A 25,136-nucleotide genomic window follows, 5' to 3' on the forward strand; every position below is an offset into this window, starting at 1 on the left:
CGTTGGCATGGGTGCAGGTCAGGCCCGAGAGATACCACAGCACCGGCACCGGACCGTCCTTGGCCTGCGGCGGCACATACACGGCAAAGGTCATGTCGCAGGCACACGTCTCCGATGCATGCGCATAGACACCCTGGACGCCGCCATGCGACTTCGACGTGGAAACGGTCTTCATCGGTTCTGCCTTCTCGACTTGCAAACGCGGTTCGGCATAGCGGTGCAGCCGCGCGCCCGCAACCTTGCGGCTCGGGAAAATGCCGCCGCGCCAGCTTGCAACCGGCGTGGCGTCGGGCATCATCGCGCCGAATCGTCGGATGGCCGCCTTCGCGGCGCGCCGGCACTGTCGTTCCACCCGAAGTGAGCCCGAAATGATCGCAGCCGAAAATCCCTTTGCCGGAGACGCCGACCGCGCCCAGATCTGGGAGATGCTGGTGCGCCGCGACATCGCGGCCTTCGTCGCCCAGGACTGGTCGATGGTCGCGGGCGATTTCGACGAGAGCCGCTTCCTCGGCATCCATGCCCACAACTCGGCCAACCCCGACGACTGGAATGCCGCCTTCCCGGCTCTTTCGGTCTATCGCGACGAATGGCTGCGCCAAGCCGCCGAGACGGCCGCGACCGAATTCGCCGAGCCGCTGGCCGACGGCATCCACCGCGCGACGCGCCTGACCGAGATCGACATCACTGGCGACGTCGCCATCGCCCGCAAGAAGTTCGACGGCACCATCCGCCGCGCCGACGGCAGCGACGACGTGCTCAACTGGCAGACGCTCTACTTCTGCCGCAAGGTGGGCGACCGCTGGAAGATCACCGGCTTCGTCGGCTACATGAAATACAGATAGCCGATCGACCTCACGCATCGGTCTTTCGAAGGCGCCCTTCCGGGGCGCCTTTTCCGTTTTTCACGATCCTTTCTGTGCAAGGCAGAAAGTTTGATCTTGCAACCTTTGCGCTTGACTGCAAGATATCTTGCATCTTAAGAGTCACATGCAAAGTGGATGCAAGATCATGACACTGCTGGATCGCATCAAGAGCAAATCGAGCCGCCTCACCGAGGCCGACCAGCGGCTGGTCTCGGCCCTGCTCGAAAACGCCGCCGAGGCCGCTTTCCTGTCGAGCGCCCGGCTCGCCGAGCGCGCCAGCGTGCACGAGGCGGCCACCACCCGCCTTGCCCAGAAGCTCGGCTACAAGGGTTATCCCGAGCTGCGCGGGCAGCTGCAGCGCGAGCTGGTGGCGAGCCAGGACGCGGCCGAGCGCATGCGCCGCTCCGTCGCCAAGGTCGAGCACGGCGACTTCCTGCTCGACCTGATCGGCAGCGAGATCGCCGCGCTCGAGAACCTCAGGCTCGCGGTCAACCAGGAGGCCATCGACCGCGCCGCCGACATGATCGTCGACGCCAGGCGCATCTTCCTGTTCGGCCAGGGTCACGCCCAGTCGATCACCCAGTTCCTGCGCCGCCGCCTCGATCGCTTCGGCATGACCACCATCGTGCTGGAAGGCCGCGGCCGCGACATCGCCGAGCGCATCGTCGGCATGCAGAAGGACGACCTCGTGCTGGCGCTGGCCTTCCGCAAGCAGCCGACGAGCTATGCCCCGCTGGTCGAGCACTGCCATGCCCAGGGCGCCAGGGCGATGCTGGTCACCGACCTTGCCGGGTCGATGATGCAGCCAGACGCCGACCTCGTGCTGGCCGCCCCGCGCGGCCGCTCGGGAAGCGAGTTCCAGACGCCGACGGTGCCCTTCGCCATCGTCAACGCGATCCTGCTCACCATTGCCGGCAGGCACCAGAGCCGCGTCATGGGCGCGCTCGAGCGCCTGTCCGGCCTGTTCGAAGAATTCGATTGAGAAAACCTGGGAGGGAAAGATGCTCAAGTCGATGAAATGGGCGCTCGTCGCCGCCGTGGCAGCGCTGCCGCTTGCCGCACACGCCGCAGAACTCGACAAGATGACGGCGGCCGAGCTGCTGCCGCTGGCGCAGAAGGAGGGCAAGGTCACCGTCTTCTCGCTGTCGAGCCGCATCGCCAAGGTCGAGAAGGCCTTCGAGGAAGCCTATCCCGGCATCGACTTCGTCGGCATCGACATGAGCTCGGTCAAGCAGATCGCCCGCGTCGTCGCCGAGCAGGACGCCGGCGTCAACGCCGTCGACGTGCTCTACATCGCCGACACGCCGGTCGTGTACGAGGACCTGGTCAAGACCAACCGCGTCAAGGCCTACATCCCGCCGCGCGTCGCCGGCGAACTGGCCGACGAGCACAAGGCGCCGCTCTTGACCCAGCGCCTGTCGACCAAGGTGCTGATGTACAACGAGGCCGCCAATCCGAACGGCTCCCCGATCAAGAACCTCTGGCAGCTGACCACGCCCGAATGGAAGGGCCGCGTGCTGATGGTCGACCCGATGCAGCGCGGCGAGCTGCTCGACCTCCTGGTCGAGTTCTCGCTCCGCCCCGACGAGATGGCCAAGGCCTACGAGGCCCAGTTCGGCAAGCCCATCGCGGTCGACAGCGACCTGCAAGGCGCCGGCGAACAGTACATCCGCGACCTGTTCGACAACGACCTGGTGCTGGTTCCCAATTCCGACGCCATCAACAAGGCGATCGGCGACAAGGCCGGCAAGAACCCGCCGGTCGGCTTCGCCACCTACTCCGACCGCCGCGACAACAAGAAGGAAGGCTGGGCCCTGCAGGTCGCCAACGATGTGGAACCGACCAACGGCATTCTCTTCCCGGCCGTCCTGGCTCTGGTCGAGAAGGCACCGAGCCCGGCTGCGGCGCGGCTGCTGATCGACTTCATGATGGGCGACGATTCCGCCACCGGCGGCCCGGCCTTCGAGCCGTTCAACGTCGCCGGCGACTATGCCGTGCGCCCCTCGATCAAGGACAATGCCGACTCCGTTCCGCTCAAGGACCTGAAGGCCTGGCGCATCGACCCGGTAAAGACCGCCGCCGCCCGCAAGCGTATCGCCGACCTGGTGCTGACGCTGCAGTGACCGCGGCCGGACCGGCGCCTCGGGGAAGGCGCCGGTCCGCTCTGCCGGTCCCTTTCCGCGCCGCATCGCCCCGCCAGATCCGCCAAGAAAGTTCGTCATGTCCGCCGTCGCAACATCCATGTTGTCCCGGAGAGGCCTTCTGCGCTCCGAAACACTCGTCCCGATCATCCTCATCCTGATCGTTTCCGTCCTGGTCGTGGCTCCGCTGGCCAAGATCATCCTGTCGACGCTCACCGCCGACGGCCGCGAGGCCTGGCAGGCGGTGCTTGCCTCCAAGATGTCCGGGAACCTGTGGTGGCGCCCGCTCTGGAACACCGTCCTGCTCGGCATCGGCGTCGCCGGCGGCTGCATCCTGATGGGCGGCTTCCTCGCCTGGCTGGTGGTGCTGACCGACGTGCCGGCGCCCAAGGCGCTCGGCCTGCTCGCCACCCTGCCCTTCATGATCCCAAGCTTCGCCGCCGCCCTCGCCTGGGGCGCGCTGTTCCGCAACAGCCGCCTTGGCGGCTCGGTCGGCTTCTTCGAGGCCAATGGCTGGCTGGTGCCCGACTGGCTGGCCTGGGGCCTGGTGCCGACGCTGATCGTGCTCATCGCCCACTATTATTCGCTCGCCTTCACCGTGATTTCCGCCGCCCTCAGCTCGGTCGGCGCCGATCTCGTCGAGGCTGCCCAGGTCGCCGGCGCAAAGCGCTCGCGCATCTTCTTCGGCATCATCCTGCCGGTCGTCACTCCGGCGCTCATTGCCGCCGCCTCGCTCACCTTCGCCGGCGCCGTCTCCAACTTCGCCGCCCCGGCCTTGCTCGGCCTGCCGGTGCGCATGCAGACGCTGTCGACCCGCCTGTTCGGCATGATCGAGACCGGCCAGACCGAACGCGGCTTCGTCATCGCGCTGCTCTTGATCGTCGTCTCCGCCTCCTTCCTCTGGCTCGGCGAGCGGCTGGTCGCCGGCCGTAAGAACTACGTCACCGTCACCGGCAAGGGCGGCCGCACCAAGCGCTTCCCGCTCGGCAAGTGGCGCTGGCCGCTATTTGCGGTTGCCGTCGCGCTCTGTGCGATGACCACCTTCGTGCCGGCAATCGTGCTGACAGCCTCGAGCTTTGCGCTCCAGAACGGCTCGCTCTTCTCCAACTGGACACTGCATTTCTGGATCGGCGAAGGCGGCACCGACATGGCCCAGGGCCAGGCCGGCATCTTCCGCAACCCGGTGCTGATCGAGGCGCTGTGGATGACGCTGAAGCTCGCCGTCACCGTGGCGATCACCACCATGGCGCTGGGGCTGGCGCTTGCCCACACCATCGCCCGCAACAAGGGCTCGGTTCTGGCAACGGTGCTCGGCCAGGTGTCGTTCACGCCGATCCTGATCCCCAGCATCGCCTTTGCCGCGGCCTACATCGCGCTGTTCGGCGCCCCCATCGGTCCGCTGCCGTCGCTCTACGGCACCTTCCTGCTGTTGGTGCTCGCGGCTTCGGCCCACCTGTTGCCCTATGCGGTGCAGGCGGGCCGGTCGGTGCTCGGCCAGATCTCGGCCGACATCGAGGAGAGCGCCCGGCTTACCGGTGCCGGCTTCTTCCGCCGCATGGGCGCCATCGTCATGCCGCTCGCCATCCGCGGCCTGCTCGCCGGCGGGCTGCTGGTCTTCGTCAAGATCATCCGCGACCTGTCGCTGGTGGTGCTGCTCTTCACCTCGACCTCGCCGGTGCTGAGCATGCTCGCCTACCGCTACGCGGCCGAAGGCTTCATGCAGTTCGCCAACGCCATCACCATGGTCATCCTCGTCCTCTGCGTCGTCGCCACGCTCCTGGCGCACCGCCTGCAGAACCGCGTCCAGAAGTGGAAATCCGCATGAGTCCCGCCAACGGCAATCCCGCGGCAATCGCGATCCGCAAGGTCAGCAAGCGTTTCGGCAGCTTCACCGCCGTCGATCACGTCGACATCTCGGTGCCGCAGGGCGCCTTCCTCGTGCTGGTCGGTCCCTCCGGCTGCGGCAAGTCCACGCTGCTCAGAATGCTTGCGGGGCTCGAAACGCCGAGCGAAGGCGAACTCGCCTTCATGGGCCGCACCGTTTCCGACGGCACGCGCGGCCTCGTCGCCGATGCCGGCGCCCGCGATGCCGGCCTCGTCTTCCAGAGCTATGCACTGTGGCCGCACATGACGGTCGCCGGCAACATCGAATGGCCGCTCAAGGTGGCCAAGTGGAGCAAGGCCGACCGCGCCGCGCGCGTCGACGAGGTGCTCGGCCTGCTCGGCATCTCCGCCCTCAAGGAGCGCTACCCGGCCGAGATCTCCGGCGGCCAGCAGCAGCGCGTGGCGATCGCCCGCACCATCGGCCCCAAGCCCAGCATCCTCCTGTTCGACGAGCCCCTGTCCAACCTCGACGCCAAACTGCGCATCGAGATGCGTAGCGAGCTGATGCGCATCCACCGCGCGACGGGCGCGACATCGGTCTACGTCACCCACGACCAGGTCGAGGCGATGACCATGGCAAGCCATGTCGCGGTGCTCAACAACGGCCGCGTCGAACAGTTCGGCGCCCCGCTGGACCTTTTGCAGGATCCGCGCACGACCTTCGTTGCGACGTTCCTCGGCACCCCGCCGGCCAACCTCATCGAGGTCAGGAGCGAGGGCGACGGGCTGGTCTATGAGGGGCTGAAGCTTGCAGGCGCCGCACGCGCCCAGGCCCGCAGGGACGTGCAGCTGCTCTACCGCGCCCACGACATCGGCGTCGGCGACGTGCCCGGCCGGCCGGCCATCACCGCGCGCTTCGAAGAGGCGGCGCCCATCGCCGGGCGCACCATGGTGACCGCCTTTGCCGGCGGCCGCCGCCTGACGGCGATGGCCGAAGGCTATTTCAGCGCCGAAAGCGGCGACCCCATCCGCCTCAGCTTCCTCGGCGAGCCGAGCGCGGTCTTTGCGATGACTGGTGAAAGGATCGACTGATGAGACTGATCATGGTGCGCCACGGCGAGACCACATGGAACGCCGAGCACCGGCTTCAGGGCCACGACAACGCGCCCCTTTCCGAGCGCGGCATCAGGCAGGTCCAGCGCTTTGCCGCCTTCGCCAGGACGATGGCGCCCGACAATGTCGTGGTGTCCGATCTCGGCCGCACCCGCCAGACGGCGCACCTGCTCGGCTATGGCGACGCGCCGCTCGACCCGCGCCTGCGCGAGATCGACATGGGCGCCTGGACCGGCCGCGTCAAGCACGAACTCGAGGCGGAAAGGCCGCAGGAATACCTCGCCTGGCGCGCCGGCACATTCACCCCCGACAGGGGCGAGCCGTGGTCTGATTTCTGCACCCGCATCGTCGAGGGCCTGCGTGACTGCCTGAGGAAATGCAGCGGCGACACGCTCGCCATCGTCCATGGCGGCGTCATCCGCGCCGCCTGCCACTCGTTCCTGGGCCTGCCGCCGTCGCGGGTCGTGCCGGTGACACCGGGCACCGCGACGATCCTGAGCTTCGACGCGGCCGACGCGCCGGCTGCCAAGCTGGAAGCCTACAACATCGCGGCCGTCACGCCAGACTTCGACGCGCCGGATTGAACGGGCAACAGCAAAGGAAATAATGCGGCTTCCAAGGGTCCCCCATGTCGGCCGCAGTTTCCCCTCAATGAGGCAAAAATAGTTAGCTGAATTAAAACTGTCGTCGGTATTTGAAACTGCGATCAGTATTCTCGGTGTTGCCTCTGGCAATATTTCCATCCGGCTTCGCAAAGCTGAACCGGGATGCGAGGCAACACCACAATACCAACCACACCATTTTCAATCGCCGCGCATCCCCCGTTTGAGGTAGAAGCAGCTATAACCGCGACAAAAAAGAATACTCTTGCCGCCGCACCTGGCGGCAGCAGCAAGAACGCCTGGCCGACGAAGTCTCTCTTCGTCGCTACTTCGACGATTCCTCGATATAGGCGATCACATTCTGGATATCGGCGTCTTCCTTCAGGCCAGGGAAGGCCATCTTGTTGCCCGGAACCTTTTCCTTGGGTGCCTTGAGATAGGCCGTGATGTTGGCTTCATCCCAGACCAGGCCACCCGCGCCCGCCTGCTTCATGGCGTCCGAATACTTGGCCTCGAAGCTTGGCAGGCTGCCCGCCTTGCGCCCGATGACGCCGTTCAGCGAAGGCCCCACCCTGTTCTTGTCGACGGCCAGGTCATGACAGGCCTGGCACTTGGCGAAGACTTTCTTGCCCGCCGCCGCGTCGCCGGCGGCATGGACAGGACTTGTGGCTAGAACCGAAGCTGCAACGAGGGCCGATGCGCCCCATGCGGTCAGTCTCATGGCTGTCTCCCAGATCAGGTCGACGCCTCGCGCCGACGCGCCGGATACTACCCCCGCTCCGCGAAACGCACCATGCGCCAACACGTTGCACCCTGGCGGCCACCGCTGCGCGGGGGCGACAACGGCAAAGAGCATTGCTATGATCCGCCGTGGTGCAGGTCGCGGTTTCGCGTGACCAGTCACGCTGGACGGCAGCACCGCGAGCCGCGACCTAACCGGACCCGATCTCGGAGGAATGGTGATGGCAAATTTCCATGTCTATGCAGCAGGAACCGGCAGCGACGTCGCGCATCCCGTCATACGCCGGATACGGATAGCGGATGTGTTCGACGCGCTTCGCCTTGGATTCGAGGATTTCTGGGAGAAGCCCTCGCACTACGTCTTTCTGAGCTTGATCTATCCGATCGTTGGCGTGTTCCTGATCACGTGGACCTCTGGCGGCAACGCGTTGCAGCTCGTCTATCCGCTGCTGACCGGTTTCGCCCTGCTCGGGCCGTTCGCGGCACTTGGCCTCTACGAGATCAGCCGCAGGCGCGAGCTCAAGCTCGACACGTCCTGGAAGCACGCCTTGGAGGTGCGGAATTCGCCCGCCATGCCGGCAATCGCCGTCCTCGGCGTGATGCTGGTGGCGCTGTTCGTCGCCTGGCTGCTCACCGCGCACGCGCTCTATGGCTGGCTCTATGGCGACGACGTGCCGGCATCCTTCTCCGGCTTCGTCAACGACGTGCTCACCACCCAGCGCGGCTGGACCCTGATCGTGCTCGGCAACCTCATCGGCTTCGTATTCGCCCTGGTGACCTTGAGCACGACCGTCATCGCCTTCCCCCTGCTGCTCGATCGCGATGTCGGCGCCTACGCGGCCGTCGAGACCTCGGCACGCGCGATCATCGCCAATCCGGTGCCGATGCTGCTCTGGGGACTGGTCGTGGCCCTGACCCTGCTGGCCGGTTCGCTGCCGCTGCTGGTCGGCTTGGCGCTCGTCCTGCCCGTGCTCGGCCACTCGACCTGGCATCTCTATCGCAAGGTCGTGGAACCGGCTCCCGTCCCGGCCGCGCCCAAGGCACGCAGGCAGCGCAGCATGTAGCCAGCGCTCCGGCGGCGCCGGGCCGGCGCCGCCTCCCTTTTCGAATCACCTCACGTTCGCCCGTCTCGGGACGTGCAGGTTTGGCCGGTTCATGCTGGATGGCTGAACCGAGCGACGCGCGCGCCCTGCATCAGGTCGCGGAAGTCGCCGCCGGTGACATGCACCAGCGTCTTGTGGTCGCCGCCTTCGAAATAGACATCCCCCTCCCCGCCGAGGCTTTCGTCGAGGATGACGGGCACGTCATAGGCAGCGCCGATCGGCGGCACGGCGCCGATGTCGCAATCGTTGAACAGCTGGCCGACCTCGTCTTCCGAGGCGAGGCCGAGCCGCTTGTCGATCACGTCCTGCAGCGTGTTCAGCTCGACCCGGTGGCTGCTCGGCACGACCGCCAGCGCATAACCCATCTCGTGGTGAAGGAGCACCGATTTGGCGAGCCTTCGACCCGGGATATGCGCCGCCTGCGCCGACTGGCTGCTGGTCGAGGTGCGGTGATGGGCAACGGTATCGTAGTGGATGCCCTTGCCGTCGATGTAGTCTTGAAGTTTCCTTGCGATCGTCATCGTAGGCGTCCTTCTGTTGGAGGGTGCTGACGCGTAGGAGAACGAGAGAAACCATTCTCCTCCCATCGTTTTCCCTGTCAACGAGGAAGCAGCCGCGATGCCTGGAGCATTTTTGCAGCCAGACGGAATCGTCTGGCGGCACGAATGCGGCCAGGAAAACAGCCAGGGCGGCGGAACTACATTGATCGGGATGCCCGCCGTTCTAGCGACCCACGCCGAAGGACAAGACCCGGGTGACCTCGGTGTAGTCGGACTCGATCACCATGATCGCCACGAACACCAGGATCACCAGCGGCGGCACGATGATGGCGTAGACGAGCGCCAGCCTCTCCCAGGCCATGTGCATGAAGACGGCCACGATCAGCCCCGCCTTGAGCATCATGAAGGTGAGGATCAGCCCCCACCGCAAGAGGCCCTGCACGCCGAAATAGTCGACCGCGTAGGAGCAGGCGCTGAGGATGAACAGCCAGCCCCACACCACCAGATAGAGCTTGATCGGATGCTGCTGGCCCACCTCGTGGGCGACGGCGCGGGCGTGGCCGCCATGGCCGTGCAGGCCCTGATCCCCGACTTCTGTCTGTGCCATGGCTTGACCTCACCAGAGATAGAAGAATGCGAAGATGAACACCCAGACCAGGTCGACGAAGTGCCAGTAGAGCCCCATGATCTCGACGCTCTCGTACTGGCCGCGGCGGCTGGTGAAGAAGCCGGGGGCGCCGGTGTCGTAGTCGCCCCGCCACACCTTGCGGGCGACGATCAGCAGGAAGATCACGCCGATCGTCACGTGCGTGCCGTGGAAGCCTGTGATCATGAAGAACGAGGAGCCGAACTGCGCAGCACCCCAGGGGTTCTCCCACGGGCGGACGCCTTCGGTGATGAGCTTGGTCCATTCGAAGGCCTGCATGCCGACGAAGGTCGCGCCGAGGGCCGCGGTCAGGAGCATCAGCGCCGCGGTCTTCTTGCGGTCGCGCCGGTAGCCCCAGTTGACGGCCATCGCCATGGTGCCGCTCGACGAGATCAGCACGAAGGTCATGATCGCGATCAGGATGAGCGGAACCTCGGAGCCGCCGATGTTCAGCGCGAACACCTCGCTCGGGTTCGGCCACGGTATCGTGGTCGACATGCGCGCGGTCATGTAGGCGAGCAGGAAGCAGCCGAACACGAAGGTGTCGCTGAGCAGGAAGATCCACATCATGGCCTTCCCCCAGGATACGTTCTTGAATGCCCGCTGGTCCGAGGCCCAGTCGGCGGCGACGCCGCTGAGGCCGGCAGGACGTTGCGCTTCGTGGTCGGCGTGTCCCAGCGTGGTGTCGGCCATCCCGCTTCCTCCCTAGCTCAGCAGCCTGCGGCAGATGTCGATGAATTCGGCAGCCCAGCCCATCAGCACCGAAAACAGCACGAACCAGACGACGAGCAGCACGTGCCAGTACATGGCGCAGAGTTCGGTCGATAGCGTGAGCCCCTCGGTGCGGACCGTCCGCCACGCCCGCAGGTTGGTACGCCCGAGCGCCACCAGCCCGCCAACGATGTGCAGGCCGTGCATAGCGGTCAAAAGGTAGAAGAAGCTCACCGCCGGATTGTCCGTGGCGTAGTAGCCCTGCGCGGCAAGATCCCGCCAGGCCAGGAGCTGCCCGCCCAGGAAAGCGAGCGATGCGAGCCCGCCGGCGAGCAGGGCGAGGCGAAGGTTGGTCAGCTGCCCTTTATGGGCGGCATGAACCCCGCATTGCAGCGCGGCACTCGCCAGAACCAGCATGCCGGTATTGAGCCAAAGCAGCCGTGGCACCGGCGCCGGCTGCCAGTCGGCATAGGCCATGCGCATGAAATAGGCGCTGATGAACAGCGCGAACAGCGCGCCGACGACCACCAGGAACACGCCGAGTCCGATCTTGGCCGGATGCGTGAGCGGTGCCTCCGTCTCGGGATGCGCCGTGACCGGTCCGACCTCGAGCCACGGCCTGGACATGAGCCGCTGCCGCGCCAGCCACCAGCCGGCAACCGCCATGACCGCAAGCACGAAGACGAGGACGACGGTCATGCCCTGTCGCCTTGCGTGACCGGGCCCGGGTCGTTCTGGGGGATGAAGTCCTCCGGCGCGCCCGGCACGCTGTAGTCATAGGCCCAGCGATAAACGACCGGAAGCTCCTTGGCGAAATTGCCGTGCGGCGGCGGCGTGCCCGCCGTCTGCCATTCGAGCGTCGTCGCCCGCCACGGATTGTCGCCCGCCTGCCTGCCGTTGCGCAGGCTCCAGAACAGGTTGAACAGGAACACCAGCTGTGCGAAGCCGACCGTCAGCGCCGCGATCGTGATGAACTCGTTCAGCGTCTGCACCGAGGCCGGCACGAAGGCGGTGTCGCCGAGTTCGGGATAGCGCCGCGGCACGCCCACCAGCCCGATATAGTGCATCGGGAAGAAGATCAGGTAGGCGCCGACGAAGGTGACCCAGAAATGGAAGCGACCCATCGCCTCGTTGAGCATGCGGCCGGTGATCTTGGGGTACCAGTGGTAGATCGCCCCGAACACCACCAGGATCGGCGCGACGCCCATGACCATGTGGAAATGCGCGACCACGAACATGGTGTCGGACAAGGGCACGTCGACGACCACGTTGCCGAGAAACAGTCCGGTCAGCCCGCCATTGACGAAGGTGACGATGAAGGCCAGCGCGAACAGCATCGGGATGGTCAGGTGGATGTCGCCGCGCCACAGCGTCAGGATCCAGTTGTAGACCTTGAGCGCGGTCGGCACCGCGATGATCAGCGTCGTGGTGGCGAAGAAGAAGCCGAAATACGGGTGCATGCCCGAAACGTACATGTGGTGCGCCCAGACGACGAAGGAAAGCGCGCCGATGCCGACGATCGCCCACACCATCATGCGGTAGCCGAAGATGTTCTTGCGCGCATGCGTGCTGATGAGGTCGGAGACGATGCCGAAGGCCGGCAGCGCCACGATGTAGACCTCCGGGTGTCCGAAGAACCAGAACAGGTGCTGGAACAGGATCGGGCTGCCGCCGCTTGTGGTGGACAATTGCCCCATCTCGACGATCGCCGGCATGAAGAAGCTCGTGCCGACGATGCGGTCGAAGAGCATCATGACGCAGGCGACGAAGAGCGCGGGGAAGGCAAGCAGCGCCATCACGGTTGCCGTGAAGATGCCCCAGACCGTCAGCGGCAGGCGCATCAGCGTCATGCCGCGGGTGCGCCCCTGCAGCACGGTCACCACATAGTTGAGGCCACCCATCGTGAAGCCGATGATGAACAGGATGAGCGACACGAGCATCAGTATGATGCCCCAGTCCTGGCCGCCCGGGGTGCCCGAGGTGATCGCCTGCGGCGGATAGAGCGTCCAGCCGGCGCCCGTCGGCCCGCCCGGCGCGAAGAAGCTGGCCACCAGCACCAGCACGGCGAACAGGTAAATCCAGTAGCTCAGCATGTTGACATAGGGGAACACCATGTCGCGCGCGCCGACCATCAGCGGGATCAGGTAGTTGCCGAAGCCGCCGAGGAACACCGCGGTGAGCAGGTAGATGACCATGATCATGCCGTGGATGGTCATGAACTGGTAGTAGGCTTCCGGCGTGATGAAGGCGAAGGCCTCCGGGAAGGCGAGCTTGAGCCGCATCAGCCAGGAAAGCACCAGGGCGACGAAGCCGATGGCCAGCGCCGTGCCGGCATACTGGATGGCGATGACCTTGGCGTCCTGCGAGAAGACGTATTTCGTCCACCAGCTGTGGGGATGATAGAGCTCGACCTCCGCCACTTCCGCAGGCGGGATCAGGTCTGCTCCATGAGGCGTGACATCGACCATCCAAACACCTCTTGCTGCCTGTCGTGCTCTTCGCGGCGGCACCGGCCCCGTGCCGGCGGCGCCGAATGCGTCTCCTATTCAGCCTTCGCCGCGGTCCCGGCCGGTTCGGCGAGCGCGCCCACCTTGGCGGGCGCGGACAATTGGGCGAAGGTCGACTGCTGCTGCAGCCACGTCGTGTAGTCCTGCTCCGTGTCGACGAGGACCGCGCCGCGCATGAAGGCATGGCCCACGCCGCAAAGCTCCGCGCACAGCACCTCAAAGGTCCCGGTCCGCGTCGGCGTGAACCAGAAATATGTGACCGTGCCCGGCACCATGTCCATCTTGGCGCGGAACTCCGGCACGTAGAAATCGTGCAGCACGTCGAGCGAGCGCAGCAGCACCTTGACCGGCTTGTCCACCGGCAGGTGCAGGTCGGCCGCCTCCACGACCACGTCGTCCTGGCCGTTCGGATCTTCGGGGTTCACGCCCAGCGGGTTATCCGGGCTGACCAGGCGCGCATTCGACGTGCCCAGCTTGCCGTCGGCTCCCGGCAGGCGGTAGCTCCACTGCCATTGCTGGGCGACGACCTCGACCTCGGTCGCGTCCTTGGGAACGCTGATGAACTGGCTCCAGACGAAAAGCCCCGGCGCCAGCATGGCGGCGACGCCGACTGCGGTGATCGCGGTGAGCCAGGATTCGAGCTTGCGGCTTTCGGGCTCGTAATGCGCCCTCGCCCCTTCCTTGTGGCGGAAGCGATAGACGCAATAGGCCATGAACAGCACCACGGCGGTGAAGACCGCGCCGGTGATCCAGAATGTGATGACGAGGGTGCTGTCGATGTAGCCCCAGTTGGAGGCTATCGGCGTCCACCACCAGGGGCTCAGCACGTGGAACAGCACCGAGCCGACGACTATGAGAACGAGCACGAGCGCAATGGCCATCCTCAGTTCCTCCGGGCATCTCCCAGGGACTCTTTCCCTTCAGGAAGGCCGCGCGCCATCATAGCTTGATTTGCAAACGAAATACTAGGGGAACGCGAGCCGCCGCCCCGCGTCACATAAGCGGGGCCCCCGGGCCGCCGGAAACTCTTCCCCGTGCGAGTAAATCTTCTTGGAAAGACCAGCAAACACAAAGGGCGGCGCGCCGTCTGCCGGTCTGCGCCGCCCTTGGTCGTGTAGCGATGGCGCTCAGGCCGACCGCGCGGGATAGCCGGCGACGTCGAGTGCCTGGGCGATCCTGGCAGCTTCGGCCGAGGTGGCGATGGAAACGATCTGCGACTTGAGATCGACGTCCACGCGCGCGCCGGCATCGACGCTCTGCACCGCCTTGGTGACCACGCTCACGCAATGGCCGCAGGTCATGTCCGGAACATTCAACTTCAGCATGTCTCTATCCTTGTTTCTGGCCGGCACTGGCGCCGTGTCCCGCAAGTGGTGATTCCAGCAACTGGAAGGTCAAAGGCAGCGTCAGTAACGATTTCGTGATCGCCTGTCGGACGTGAATTTTTTCTCCATCTGGATCAGAATGCCCGATAAACATTCATTTTTTCAAATATTTATCCAATTTTCAGGTGGCCAGAAAAACCCTGTTGACCTTCCTGACACTGGAACCATTAGACCTCGATGCGAAAGTGACGAAATGAGGTCTCGCACCATGAATGCACCCCTGAATCCACCAAATCTGTCCGCAGGCGCCGCACGTCAGAGCTTCCCCATCGAAGGCATGACCTGCGCTTCATGCGTGCGCCGCGTCGAGCTGGCCATCGCCAAGGTCCCGGGCGTGAACTCGGCTTCGGTCAACCTGGCGACCGAAAGCGCCGACGTCACCTTCGACCGCAACGTTGATTCGGGCGCCGTCATCACCGCGATCCAGAGCGCCGGCTACGCCGTGCCGGTCGAAAAGTCGGAGGTCGAGATCGAGGGCATGACCTGCGCGTCCTGCGTCCGCCGCGTCGAGCTGGCGATCGCAGCCGTGCCGGGCGTGCTCAAGGCGTCGGTCAACCTCGCCACCGAACGCGCCACCATCGAATCCTTCGTCGGCAGCGCGCCGCGCGCGGCGATCGACGCGGCCATCCGCAAGGCGGGCTACGAACCGCGCCGCGGCGAGGCCGTGAGCGCCGGGTCTGCCGCCGACAGCCGCGAGGAGGCCCGCAACCGCGAGCTTTCCCATCTCAAGCGCGACTTCGCGATCGCCGCCATCCTGACGCTGCCGATCTTCGTGCTCGAAATGGGCTCGCACCTGTTTCCGTCAATGCACCACTGGCTGCTGACGAACATCGGCCAGCAGCAGCTCTACCTCAGCTATTTCCTGCTCGCCACCATCGTGCAGTTCGGACCCGGCATGCGCTTCTACAAGAAGGGCGTGCCGTCGCTGCTGCGCATGGCGCCCGACATGAACTCGCTGGTCATGCTCGGCTCGACCGCGGCCTGGGCCTATTCGGTGGTCACCACCTTCACCCCAAGCCTGCTGCCGGAAGGCACGGTCAACGTCTACTATGAGGCCTCCTCGGTGATCATCACCCTGATCATCCTCGGCCGCTTCCTCGAGGCAAAGGCCAAGGGCCGCACCAGCGAGGCGATCAAGCGGCTGATGGGCCTGCAGGCCAAGTCGGCGCGCGTCGAGCGCAACGGCGAGTTCGTCGACGTGCCGCTCGAGGAGGTCGTCGCCGGCGACGTCGTCCAGGTACGTCCGGGCGACAAGGTTCCGGTCGACGGCATCGTCGTGTCCGGTTCGTCCTTCGTCGACGAATCCATGATCTCCGGCGAGCCGATCCCGGTGAGCAAGGGCGAAGGCGCCGAAGTCGTGGGCGGCACGATCAACAAGACCGGCAGCTTCACCTACCGCGCCACCAAGGTCGGCGCCGATACGCTGCTGGCCCAGATCATCCGCATGGTCGAGACCGCGCAGGGCTCGAAGCTGCCGATCCAGGCCCTGGTCGACAAGGTCACGTCCTGGTTCGTGCCGGCGGTGATGGTCGCTGCCGCGCTCACCTTCGCCGTCTGGCTGTTCTTCGGCCCCGAGCCTGCCGTCACCTTCGCACTCGTCAACGCGGTCGCCGTGCTCATCATCGCCTGCCCGTGCGCCATGGGCCTGGCCACGCCGACCTCGATCATGGTCGGCACCGGCCGCGCCGCCGAACTCGGTGTCCTGTTCCGCAACGGCGAGGCGCTCCAGTCGCTGAAGACGACGCAGGTCGTGGCACTCGACAAGACCGGCACGCTGACCGCCGGCAAGCCGGTCATGACCGACCTCGAGGTGGCGAAGGGCTTCGACCGCGCCAAGGTCCTGTCGCTGGTGGCGAGCGTCGAGGCGCAGTCCGAGCACCCCGTGGCTGCCGCCATCGTCGCCGCCGCCAAGGAAGAAGGCCTTGCCGCGGCCAACGTGGGCGAGTTCGAGGCTGTGCCCGGCTTCGGCGTCAGCGCCACCGTCGGCAAGCACCGCATCGCCGTCGGCGCCGACCGCTACATGACCAAGCTCGGCATCGGCGTGCAGGAGTTCGCCGAGACCGCCATCAGCATGGGCCACAAGGCCAAGACCCCGCTCTACGCGGCCATCGACGGCAAGCTCGCTGCGGTGATCGCCGTGTCCGACCCGATCAAGGCAACGACGCCGCAGGCGATCCGCGCCCTGCACGACATGGGTCTGAAGGTCGCGATGATCACCGGCGACAACCGTCGCACGGCCGAAGCCATCGCCGCCCAGCTCGGCATCGACGAGGTGGTGGCCGAGGTCCTGCCCGACGGCAAGGTCGACGCCGTCAAGCGGCTGCGCGCCGGTGGCCGCGAGGTGACCTTCGTCGGCGACGGCATCAACGACGCGCCGGCGCTCGCCGAGGCCGATGTCGGCGTGGCGATCGGCACCGGCACCGACGTGGCGATCGAAAGCGCCGACGTGGTGCTGATGTCGGGCGACCTGCTCGGCGTGACCAACGCGATCGCCCTGTCCAAGGCCACGATCGCCAACATCAGGCAGAACCTGTTCTGGGCCTTCGCCTACAACGTCAGCCTGATCCCGGTCGCCGCCGGCGTGCTCTACCCGGTCAGCGGCACGCTGCTGTCGCCGATGCTGGCGGCCGGTGCCATGGCGCTGTCGAGCGTGTTCGTGCTGGGCAACGCCATGCGGCTGAAGCGCTTCCAGGCGCCGGTCCGTTCCACGGCTGGCTCCCCCATCGGCGTCAGCCCAGCCCTGGCGAGCAGCCACTGACGCCTCTCCGGCCCGCCACCGCGGCGGGCCGGCCCCCTCCCAGGATTTCCGAGGCCACGCACATGTCCAGCCAAACCGCTCCCCGGATCGAGATCTATACGACGCCGACCTGCCCCGACTGCCTCGCGCTCAAGCGCTGGCTGGCCACGCAGAACCTCGCCTATGTCGAACACGACCTGCGCGAGCCGGCCATCGCCGAGGAGGCCAAGCGCCGCACCGGCGTCCGCGTCGCCCCGATCACCATCATCGACGACATCCATGTCTTTTACGGCACCTTCGCCGACCAGCTCCGCGGGATCGAAGCGGCGCTCGGCGAGAGCCGCGCAGCCTGAGCATTTTTCATGACCTATCTTACCCTTCCGCAGGTCGGCCGCCGCGTCCCGGTCGCCGAGGCCCAGAGCATCCTCCTTGCCGCCCTCGAGGCCGGCGTGAACTATCCGCATGGCTGCCGCTCGGGCCGCTGCGGTTCGTGCAAGTCGCGCCTGGTGAGCGGCGATGTCGAACTCGGCAAGCACTCGCCCTTCGCACTCACCGAGGAGGAGCGTGCCGAAGGGCTGATCCTCGCCTGCCGCTCGGTGCCAACCGGCGACGTGACGGTCGAATGGCTGGACGATGCCTATATCGCGAAGCCGTCCGTCGCCCAGGACGCCGAGGTCGTGGCCGTCGAAGCCATGACCCACGACATCCTCGCCCTGCGCCTGCGGCTCGCCAACCGTCCCGCCTTCCGCTTCGCCGCGGGCCAATACCTGACGCTGACCGTTCCCGGCGCGCCGCCTCGGCATTATTCGATGGCCAATCGCCCCGAGGAGGAACTGATCGAGCTGCATGTCCGCGCCGTGCCAGGCGGGCAGACGAGCAGCCGTATCCATGCCGGGCTGAAGGCGGGCGACGTCGTCCGCATCGAGGGCCCGACCGGTGCCGCCTATCTGCGCGAGGCGCATGCCGGTCCGATCATAGCTGTTGCCGGGGGCAGCGGTCTCGCCCCGGTGAAGTCGATCGTCGAGACGGCGCTTTACGGCGGCACCGAAGTGCCGATCCATCTCTATTTCGGCGTGCGCGCCATGCGCGACCTCTATCTCGTCGACCATTTCCGCAAACTGGTCGAGGCGTTCCCGAACCTGACCTTCGTGCCGGTTCCGGCGCAGGACGGGGCCCCAGGCATGCGCCAAGGCCTGGTGACGGATGCGCTCGCCGCCGACCACGCCTGGCTCGCCGGGGCCAAGGCCTATGTCGCCGGTCCGCCAGCCATGGTCGACGGGGCCTGGGCCGTACTGGCCGAGCGCGGGGTCCTTTCGGCCGACATTCACGCCGATGTGTTCTTTACGCCGCAGGCGGAAAGCGACAAAGAGGCTTGACCTTGGACCCGATCAAAGCGTCATAATGCGACATGCACATGAAGCATCGGCATCACACCCAACGACGCACCGGCGCCGCGCAGCCGACTGGCGCGTCGTCGGTCGTGGCGGAGATGCTTGGGTGACGGCAGCCTCTTTCCACATGCTGGCACGGTCCGCGTTGCGCCTGTTCGTTCCGGCGCTGCTGCTCTTGCTGCTCGCCTTCGGGCAGGCGGCTTTCGCGCACCCGACCGGCAACCAGCACCAGGCGCATGCCGCCCAGACGACAGCCCACCACGCCGTTCCCAACACGCTCTGCTGCGATGGTGCCGCCGGCGAACTCGGCAAGCAGACCGACGTCAAGGGCTGCGTGACCCAGTGCGCGATCAGTTGCAGCTATTGCGCGCCCGTGCCGATGCCCGCGGCCTTCCCGCAGACCGCAGAGAAGAACTTCCTGCCACGCACAGCCGAGCCGATGCACGGCGCGACGTCGGCGCCGCATCCACGGCCACCCTCCTATTCCTGAGCTGACAGACGCCGTCGGGCGTCCGATCCGGCCGGTCAAGGCCGGAACACTTTCAGTTTTGGAGACTATTGGAAATGAAAACGCTTTCACGCCGTCGCTTCCTGACGGCATCGGCCGCCACGCTGTCGGTCGCCGCAGTTCCCTCGCTGCTCCTTCCGGCACGTCCGGCCCGGGCCGAAGGCCACAGGGTCATCACCGCCGGCAAGCGGGTCATCGAGGTCAAGGGGCGTGCGGCCAACGTATTCGGCCTGACGCAGAATGACGGCACGCAAGGGCTCGTCATGAATGCCGGCGAACGCTTCCGCGTGCGCCTGGAAAACCGCATCGGCGAACCGACCGTGATCCACTGGCACGGGCTCACCCCGCCCTGGAAGCAGGACGGTGTTTCGGGCATCTCGCAGGAGCCGATCGCCGACGGCGCCGGCTTCGACTACGACTTCCCCGTCGCCACGCCAGGCACCTTCTGGATGCACTCGCATTTCGGCCTGCAGGAGCAGCACATGCTCGCCGCGCCGCTGATCGTCCGCGATCCGGCCGAGGCTGGTGCCGACATGCAGGAGGTCGTCGTGCTGTTCCACGACTTCACCTTCCGCGACCCGAACGAGATCCTCGCCGAGCTCAAGGCTGGCGCTCATGACATGTCCGGCATGGAGATGCCCGCGTCCGATTCGGGCGGCAACTCCATGGCCGGCATGGACATGGGTGGCGGCTCCATGGGCGGCATGAGCGGGATGAGTGGCATGGGCGGCATGGGCAACATGGGCGGCATGCAGATGGGTGGCATGCAGATGGGCGGCGCCGCCCACCTGCAGGACGTCCAGTACGATGCCCTGCTCGCCAACGACCGCACCCTCGACGACCCCGAGGTCTTCGCGGTGGAACCGGGCGGACGGGTGAGGCTGCGGCTGATCAACGGTGCCGCCAGCACCAACATGTGGATCGACCTCGGCAAGCTGTCCGGCCGCCTGATCGCAGTCGACGGCATGCCGGTCGAGCCGATCGAGGCTTCGCGCTTCGAGTTCGCCGTCGCCCAGCGTCTCGATGTCGTCGTCGAGCTTCCGAAGGAAGCCTCGGCCTGGCCGGTCTTCGCCGTCCAGGAAGGCGGCCGCATGCGCACTGGCGTCGTGCTTGCCGCCAAGGGCGCGACCGTGGCCAAGCTGGCCGAAATGGCCGAAGCCGACTTCCCGGCCGTGGCGGGCGACCTCGAATCGCGCCTGCGGGCGGTGAAGCCGCTCGCCGAACGGGCCGCCACCCGCCAGCAGACCATGATGATGACCGAGGCGCCGGGCTATGTCTGGATGCTCGACGGGGCCGTCCACGGCAAGGACAAGCCCATCCCGCTCAAGAGTGGCGACCGGTTCGAACTGACCTTCATGAACCACACCACCATGTCGCATCCGATGCATCTGCACGGACACAGCTTCCAGGTGGTCGCCGTCAACGGCAAGCGCATCGCCGGCGCGATGCGCGACACCGTGCTGGTGCCGTCCAACATGGGAATGGTGACCATCGCCTTCGACGCCGACAATGCCGGCAACTGGGCGCTGCACTGCCACCATCTCTACCACATGGCGGCAGGCATGATGACTTCGCTGGCTTACGAAGCCTGATGAGCATCGGCGGGCCGGCGGCCAGGCCGGCTGGCCCGCCATATTCACAATTTCGAATGTGCCCTTGCACTTCCAGTAACTGGAAGCCTTATATCAACGGAAAAGTTCGCTCGAGGAGTGACCTATGAACATTGGTGCCGCATCAGAAAAATCCGGCCTGCCGGCCAAGACCATCCGCTATTACGAAGACATTGGGCTCTTGCGCCCGGACCGGGCCGGCAACGGTTACCGCGACTATTCCATGTCGGACGTGCATCGCCTGCGCTTCCTGCAGCGCTCGCGCAGCCTCGGCTTTTCGGTCGAGGAATGTCGCCAGCTCCTGTCGCTCTATGGCGACAAGCAGCGCGAAAGCGCCGACGTAAAGGCCATCGCGGAAATCAAGCTGGTCGAGATCGACCGCAAGCTCTCCGAACTGACCGAGCTGCGCGACACACTGCGCCATCTCGTGCACAACTGCCATGGCGACAACCGCCCGGACTGCCCGATCATCGACGGCCTTTCGGGCCGGGCCCAGGCCGCCCAGTAGTCCGCCCGGCGCATGACCAGTCTCGCCGCCTATGGCGGCCTCTTCGTCGCGGCCTTCCTGGCCGCGACGCTGCTTCCCGCGCAGTCCGAAGCGCTGCTGGCGGGGCTCATCATCAAGGACCAGTTCTCGCTCGGCCTTTTGATCGCCGTCGCCACCTTCGGCAACGTGCTCGGCTCCTGGATCAACTGGCTGCTCGGCCGGCAGGTCGAGCACTTCAAGGATAGGCGTTGGTTCCCCGCCGGCCCGGCGGCGCTGGAGCGCGCCGAGCGCTGGTACGGGCGCTATGGCCGTTGGTCGCTGCTGCTCGCCTGGGTTCCGATCATCGGCGACCCCCTCACGCTGGTCGCCGGCATGCTGAAGGAGCCGTTGTGGAGTTTCCTGGCGCTCGTCGGCACGTCCAAGCTGACGCGATACCTCGCCGTCGCAGCGGCCGCCCAGAGCTTTATCTGACCCTTTCGTTTGGACCGGCTTGCCACTGGCAGAAACGGCTTGGTCACGGCATGGATCCTCGGGTCAAGCCCGAGGATGACGAAGCACGAATGTTTGCCGCTGGTCGCAAACGTCGAAGATGGGCGACGACGTCAGACGGAATTCGTCATCCAGGTGGAGCAGGAGCGAAGCGATCTGCGCAGACCCGAGGATCCATGCCGTGACCAAACCGCCGCCGCGAGGGTCCAGAAAAGACCGACGTGTGTGGAAAGTCCTAACCCCTGATCAGCACCGGCCCGCGCGCGGCAAAGCCGACGCCGACCTCCTGCCCTGGGCGGAACGGCGCGTCGACGTCGGGAGAAACCGCAAAGACCTCGCCGAAATCGGTGCCGACCATGAATTCCAGGTCGGAGCCGACATAGGTCACCTTGTCGAGCCGCCCCGGCAATGTGCGCGGGCTCCCCGCGGGATGGATCTCGACGCGGTTCGGCCGCACAGCGAGCTTGGCCGGCCCCGGTGCCATGCCGCGCGCGTCGAGCCTGGTTTCCAGTCCGCCCAACCGCACCTGCGCCACACCGTCCGCCACCGACGCGATCTCGCAGTCGAAGATGTTGGCCTCGCCGATGAAGTCGGCGACGAAGGCGTCCGCCGGCGCGTCATAGAGCTCGCGCGGTGTGCCATCCTGGGCAATCACCGCATTGTTCATGACGATGATGCGGTCGGAGACGGCGAGCGCCTCCTCCTGGTCGTGGGTGACATAGACGACGGTCAGCCCGAGCTTGGTCTGGATGTCGCGGATCTCCTCGCGCACCCGCCGCCTGAGCTTGGCGTCGAGATTGGACAGCGGCTCGTCGAACAGCAGCACCTGCGGTTCGAGCACCAGCGCGCGCGCCACCGCCACGCGCTGCTGCTGGCCACCGGAGAGTTCGCTCGGCAGCCGGTTGCCGTAGCCGCCGAGGCCGACCAGCTCGAGCCCGGCACGCGCCCGCTCGCCAATTTCCTTCTTGGCGAAGCCGGAGAATGTCAGCCCGTACTCGACGTTCTCGTTGACCGTCATGTGCGGGAACAGCGCGTAGGACTGGAACACCATCGAGACGTCGCGATCCGTCGCCGGCAGATGCGTGACGTCGGCCCCGCCGATCAGGATTTTTCCACGCGTCGCCATCTCCAGCCCGGCGATCATCCTGAGCGTCGTCGTCTTGCCGCAGCCCGACGGACCGAGCAGCGTCACCAGCTTGCCCGCCTCGACCGACAACGAGACGTCGTTGACCGCCGGCACCGGGCTCCTGCCGTAGACCTTGGTGACCCCCCGGAACTCCACCGAAGCGGCGTTGCTCTTGATCTCGGCCATCAGCGCCTCCTCGATGTCTGTCTGCCTCCGGCAGTACCTCCACCCCTAACCCCTCCGCACAAGGGGGAGGGGAACTTGGCCGCGACAATCGATATCTGCCGCCGCCAGTGGCAGTGCCGGACAGCAACGCTTGCCGGCCTCCCCTCCCCCTTGTGGGGAGGGGTCAGGGGTGGGGGTAAAGTCCCTGACGCTGCCAGCAACCAGCTCATCAGCCGCCTCCAGATAGGGCCGGCTGGCTCACATTGGTGCGCGACTGCGACAGCTCCTGCCCGCGCCGGCCGATGTTGCGCCGCCCGACGATCAGCTGCATCAGCCCGACGACGGCCAGCATGACCCCGATCAGCACCGCCGAGTAGGCGATGGCGACGCCGTATTCGTTGTTCTCGACGCGGCCGACGATATAGCTCGTGGACATGTCATAGCGGGCGCTGACCAGGAAGATGATGGCGCTGATCGCCGTCATGGCGCGCACGAAGGAATAGACCAGCGCCGCGACGATCGCCGGCCTGAGCAAGGGCAGCACCACCTTGCGGAAGGTCTGCCAGGAATTGGCGCCCAAGGTCAGCGACGACTCGTCGAGGCTCTTGTCGATCTGCGACATCGATGCCACGCCGGCGCGCACGCCCACCGGCATGTTGCGGAAGATGAAGGACAGCACCAGGATGATGCCGGTGCCCGTCAGCTCGATCGGCGGCACGTTGAAGGCAATCACGTAGCTCACGCCGATGACCGTGCCGGGGATGGCGAAGGACAGCATGGTACCGAACTCGAAGGCATTCTTGCCAGCAAAGTTCTGCCGCACCAGAAGATAGGCGGTCAAAAGCCCGATTGCCGCCGTCAACGGCGACGAGACCAGGGCGATCTGCAGCGTCGTCCAGAACGAGCTCCAGGCCGACCCCTTCCAGTGGATGCCGAACTCGTTCCAGCCGATGGCGAAGGCTTTGCCGTAATGGTCGAGGGTCAGGCTGTAGTCGACGCCCCAGAGCTTGACGAAGCTGCCATAGAAGATGGTGGCGTAGACGACGATGGTGAACGCGACCCAGAAGCCGGCAACGCCGAAGACGGCGCGCTTGAGGCCGAGCGGCAGCTGCGGGTGCACGCCCGCGTCGCCCTTGCCCGACATGGTCGTGTAGGACTTCCTGCCGAGCCAGAAGCGCTGGAGATAGAAGGCAAAGAGCGTGAAGGCGAGCAGCACCAGCGCCAGGATCGCCGCCTGCGCCTCGTCGTTCTGGGCGCCGACGATAGCGAAGAAGATTTCCGTCGACAGCACGTCGAAATTGCCGCCCAGCACCAGCGGGTTGCCGAAGTCGGCCATGCTCTCGATGAAGCCGAGCAGGAAGGCGTTGGCGAGGCCCGGCCGCATCAGCGGCAAGGACACGGTCCAGAAGGTCTGCCAGCGGTTGGCGCGCAGCGTCTGCGCCGCCTCCTCCATCGACGGGCTCACCCCCTCGACCACGCCGATCAGCACCAGGAAGGCGATAGGCGTGAAGGCGAGCAACTGGGCGATGAGCAGGCCGGGCAGGCCATAGACCCAGCGTGTCGGCTGCACGCCGAACAGCTCCGAAAACGTCTGCGTCGCAGCGCCCGACAGGCCGAAGAGCAGGATGATGGCGAGGCCGATGACGAAAGGCGGCGTGATGATCGGCAGCACCGTCAGCGCCCTGAGCAGCTTGCCATGGCGGAAGCCGGTGCGCGTCATCACCAGGGCGAAGACCAGCCCCAGCACGGTCGTCAGCACGCCAACCAGCACGGCGAGCAAGAGCGAGTTCCAGGCGACGCCGCAGCGGCTGCCGCCGGCGAGGCAGTCGAGCCCCCACAGCCGGGCGCTGAACAGCTTGCCGAGGAAGGTCGTGAACGAATAGGTGCCGTCGGCCGTCAGCAGCGCATTGGCCAGCATCTCAAGGATCGGCATGAAGATGAACAGCGCCACCGACGCCACCACGAAGGCGATGGTCGAGACCACGAAGACGTCGCCGCCGACCGCGCCGCGCGCCGCAAGCCCCAGCGAGAACAGGAAAAGGAAGGCGAGGCCGACCAAGAGCGCGCCGTAGCCCATGCCGAACTGGCGGTCGCCGAGTTCGCCGAACAGCGCTTCCAGCCAGCCGAACTGCCAGCCGCGCAGGCCGATGGCGAATCCCTGGAACAGAAGCCAGGCAAATCCTGCTGCGCCGATGCCGACGAGCAGCTTGCCGAACAGCGGGTCGGATTTTTGCCGCCCCCACAAGAGCAACGGTGCCGCGAGCAGGACACCGAGCGGCGCCAGCCAGAGCTTCTCGCCCTTCAGGTTGAGGATCAGCGCGGGCGCGAACGCGCTGTCGAGCGGATAGCCCTCGAACAGCCAGGAAAAGCCAAAGAACCCGTCTTCGACGCCATACCAGGGGAGCACGGCCAGGCCGAGCCATCCGACCGCCATCCACAGGATGACGGTCGGATGCAGGCCGCCGCTGAAGTCGCGGGAGCGCATCG

General features: G+C 66.1%; 25 protein-coding genes. 14 read left to right on the top strand and 11 right to left on the bottom strand.

Annotated features, from left to right (window positions below; genetic code table 11):
- A partial coding sequence (locus AmiPiv_RS12225; RefSeq protein ID WP_445206951.1) for an alpha/beta hydrolase-fold protein occupies window positions 1-298 on the bottom strand: 298 nt, incomplete at its 3' end.
- A 70-nt stretch (window positions 299-368) separates the two neighbouring features.
- On the opposite strand from AmiPiv_RS12225, the gene AmiPiv_RS12230 reads away from it, so the two are divergent.
- The 6 genes from AmiPiv_RS12230 (at window position 369) to AmiPiv_RS12255 (ending at window position 6,525) form a co-directional block, all read left to right on the top strand.
- Window positions 369-842, top strand: coding sequence for a hypothetical protein (locus AmiPiv_RS12230; protein ID WP_340037746.1), 474 nt, complete (start codon window positions 369-371; stop codon window positions 840-842).
- A gap of 166 nt (window positions 843-1,008) precedes the next feature.
- Window positions 1,009-1,845, top strand: coding sequence for a MurR/RpiR family transcriptional regulator (locus tag AmiPiv_RS12235; protein WP_340037747.1), 837 nt, complete (start codon window positions 1,009-1,011; stop codon window positions 1,843-1,845).
- A gap of 19 nt (window positions 1,846-1,864) precedes the next feature.
- Window positions 1,865-2,986, top strand: coding sequence for an ABC transporter substrate-binding protein (locus tag AmiPiv_RS12240; protein ID WP_340037748.1), 1,122 nt, complete (start codon window positions 1,865-1,867; stop codon window positions 2,984-2,986).
- Between the two features lie 97 nt (window positions 2,987-3,083).
- Complete coding sequence (locus AmiPiv_RS12245) at window positions 3,084-4,829, top strand: ABC transporter permease (protein WP_445206952.1); 1,746 nt, start codon at window positions 3,084-3,086, stop codon at window positions 4,827-4,829.
- On the top strand, window positions 4,826-5,920 hold the full coding sequence (locus AmiPiv_RS12250) for an ABC transporter ATP-binding protein (protein WP_340037749.1): 1,095 nt from the start codon (window positions 4,826-4,828) through the stop codon (window positions 5,918-5,920). Before AmiPiv_RS12245 ends, AmiPiv_RS12250 begins: the two co-directional genes overlap by 4 nt.
- Window positions 5,920-6,525 (top strand): histidine phosphatase family protein, encoded by a 606-nt coding sequence (locus AmiPiv_RS12255; RefSeq protein ID WP_340037750.1) that lies wholly within the window; start codon window positions 5,920-5,922, stop codon window positions 6,523-6,525. The genes AmiPiv_RS12250 and AmiPiv_RS12255 overlap by 1 nt, the downstream gene beginning before the upstream one ends.
- A gap of 343 nt (window positions 6,526-6,868) precedes the next feature.
- On the opposite strand, the gene AmiPiv_RS12260 is transcribed toward AmiPiv_RS12255, so the two are convergent.
- Window positions 6,869-7,264, bottom strand: a complete 396-nt coding sequence (locus AmiPiv_RS12260; RefSeq protein WP_340037751.1) for a c-type cytochrome — start codon at window positions 7,262-7,264, stop codon at window positions 6,869-6,871.
- A 241-nt stretch (window positions 7,265-7,505) separates the two neighbouring features.
- On the opposite strand from AmiPiv_RS12260, the gene AmiPiv_RS12265 reads away from it, so the two are divergent.
- Window positions 7,506-8,348, top strand: coding sequence for a DUF2189 domain-containing protein (locus tag AmiPiv_RS12265; protein WP_340037752.1), 843 nt, complete (start codon window positions 7,506-7,508; stop codon window positions 8,346-8,348).
- Window positions 8,349-8,437: 89 nt separating this feature from the next.
- Here the strand turns inward: AmiPiv_RS12265 and AmiPiv_RS12270 are convergent, their stop codons facing one another.
- The 7 genes from AmiPiv_RS12270 to AmiPiv_RS12300 form a co-directional block, all read right to left on the bottom strand.
- A complete protein-coding gene (locus AmiPiv_RS12270) occupies window positions 8,438-8,908 on the bottom strand; it encodes an aminoacyl-tRNA deacylase (RefSeq protein ID WP_340037753.1) in 471 nt (156 codons plus the stop codon).
- Window positions 8,909-9,110: 202 nt separating this feature from the next.
- A complete protein-coding gene (locus AmiPiv_RS12275; RefSeq protein WP_340037754.1) occupies window positions 9,111-9,494 on the bottom strand; it encodes a cytochrome C oxidase subunit IV family protein in 384 nt (127 codons plus the stop codon).
- Between the two features lie 9 nt (window positions 9,495-9,503).
- Window positions 9,504-10,226 (bottom strand): heme-copper oxidase subunit III family protein, encoded by a 723-nt coding sequence (locus AmiPiv_RS12280; RefSeq protein ID WP_340037755.1) that lies wholly within the window; start codon window positions 10,224-10,226, stop codon window positions 9,504-9,506.
- A gap of 12 nt (window positions 10,227-10,238) precedes the next feature.
- A complete protein-coding gene (locus tag AmiPiv_RS12285) occupies window positions 10,239-10,943 on the bottom strand; it encodes a cytochrome c oxidase subunit 3 (protein WP_340037756.1) in 705 nt (234 codons plus the stop codon).
- Window positions 10,940-12,712, bottom strand: a complete 1,773-nt coding sequence (locus AmiPiv_RS12290; protein ID WP_340037757.1) for a cbb3-type cytochrome c oxidase subunit I — start codon at window positions 12,710-12,712, stop codon at window positions 10,940-10,942. The genes AmiPiv_RS12285 and AmiPiv_RS12290 overlap by 4 nt, the downstream gene beginning before the upstream one ends.
- Window positions 12,713-12,786: 74 nt before the next feature.
- A complete protein-coding gene (locus tag AmiPiv_RS12295) occupies window positions 12,787-13,632 on the bottom strand; it encodes a cytochrome c oxidase subunit II (RefSeq protein WP_340037758.1) in 846 nt (281 codons plus the stop codon).
- 246 nt (window positions 13,633-13,878) lie between these two features.
- Window positions 13,879-14,076 (bottom strand): heavy-metal-associated domain-containing protein, encoded by a 198-nt coding sequence (locus AmiPiv_RS12300; RefSeq protein ID WP_340037759.1) that lies wholly within the window; start codon window positions 14,074-14,076, stop codon window positions 13,879-13,881.
- Window positions 14,077-14,344: 268 nt separating this feature from the next.
- On the opposite strand from AmiPiv_RS12300, the gene AmiPiv_RS12305 reads away from it, so the two are divergent.
- The 7 genes from AmiPiv_RS12305 to AmiPiv_RS12335 all read left to right on the top strand — a co-directional run bounded on the left by AmiPiv_RS12305 (window position 14,345) and on the right by AmiPiv_RS12335 (window position 21,340).
- Window positions 14,345-16,894, top strand: coding sequence for a heavy metal translocating P-type ATPase (locus AmiPiv_RS12305; RefSeq protein WP_340037760.1), 2,550 nt, complete (start codon window positions 14,345-14,347; stop codon window positions 16,892-16,894).
- A 62-nt stretch (window positions 16,895-16,956) separates the two neighbouring features.
- Window positions 16,957-17,226, top strand: coding sequence for a glutaredoxin family protein (locus tag AmiPiv_RS12310; RefSeq protein ID WP_340037761.1), 270 nt, complete (start codon window positions 16,957-16,959; stop codon window positions 17,224-17,226).
- Between the two features lie 9 nt (window positions 17,227-17,235).
- Window positions 17,236-18,249: a 2Fe-2S iron-sulfur cluster-binding protein gene (locus tag AmiPiv_RS12315; protein WP_340037762.1), complete on the top strand. Its 1,014-nt coding sequence runs from the start codon at window positions 17,236-17,238 to the stop codon at window positions 18,247-18,249.
- A 121-nt stretch (window positions 18,250-18,370) separates the two neighbouring features.
- Entirely contained in the window at window positions 18,371-18,754 is a 384-nt protein-coding gene (locus AmiPiv_RS12320; protein WP_340037763.1) for a hypothetical protein, read from the top strand.
- Window positions 18,755-18,828: 74 nt separating this feature from the next.
- Window positions 18,829-20,364: a multicopper oxidase family protein gene (locus tag AmiPiv_RS12325; RefSeq protein WP_340037764.1), complete on the top strand. Its 1,536-nt coding sequence runs from the start codon at window positions 18,829-18,831 to the stop codon at window positions 20,362-20,364.
- A 124-nt stretch (window positions 20,365-20,488) separates the two neighbouring features.
- Entirely contained in the window at window positions 20,489-20,890 is a 402-nt protein-coding gene (cueR, locus tag AmiPiv_RS12330) for a Cu(I)-responsive transcriptional regulator (protein ID WP_340037765.1), read from the top strand.
- 12 nt (window positions 20,891-20,902) lie between these two features.
- On the top strand, window positions 20,903-21,340 hold the full coding sequence (locus AmiPiv_RS12335; RefSeq protein ID WP_340037766.1) for a YqaA family protein: 438 nt from the start codon (window positions 20,903-20,905) through the stop codon (window positions 21,338-21,340).
- A gap of 253 nt (window positions 21,341-21,593) precedes the next feature.
- Here the strand turns inward: AmiPiv_RS12335 and AmiPiv_RS12340 are convergent, their stop codons facing one another.
- Window positions 21,594-22,670, bottom strand: a complete 1,077-nt coding sequence (locus AmiPiv_RS12340) for an ABC transporter ATP-binding protein (RefSeq protein WP_340037767.1) — start codon at window positions 22,668-22,670, stop codon at window positions 21,594-21,596.
- Window positions 22,671-22,878: 208 nt separating this feature from the next.
- Window positions 22,879-25,134 (bottom strand): ABC transporter permease, encoded by a 2,256-nt coding sequence (locus AmiPiv_RS12345; RefSeq protein ID WP_340037768.1) that lies wholly within the window; start codon window positions 25,132-25,134, stop codon window positions 22,879-22,881.
- Window positions 25,135-25,136: the final 2 nt, after the last annotated feature.

Source organism: Aminobacter sp. Piv2-1 (assembly GCF_037625995.1).
Lineage (GTDB): Bacteria > Pseudomonadota > Alphaproteobacteria > Rhizobiales > Rhizobiaceae > Aminobacter.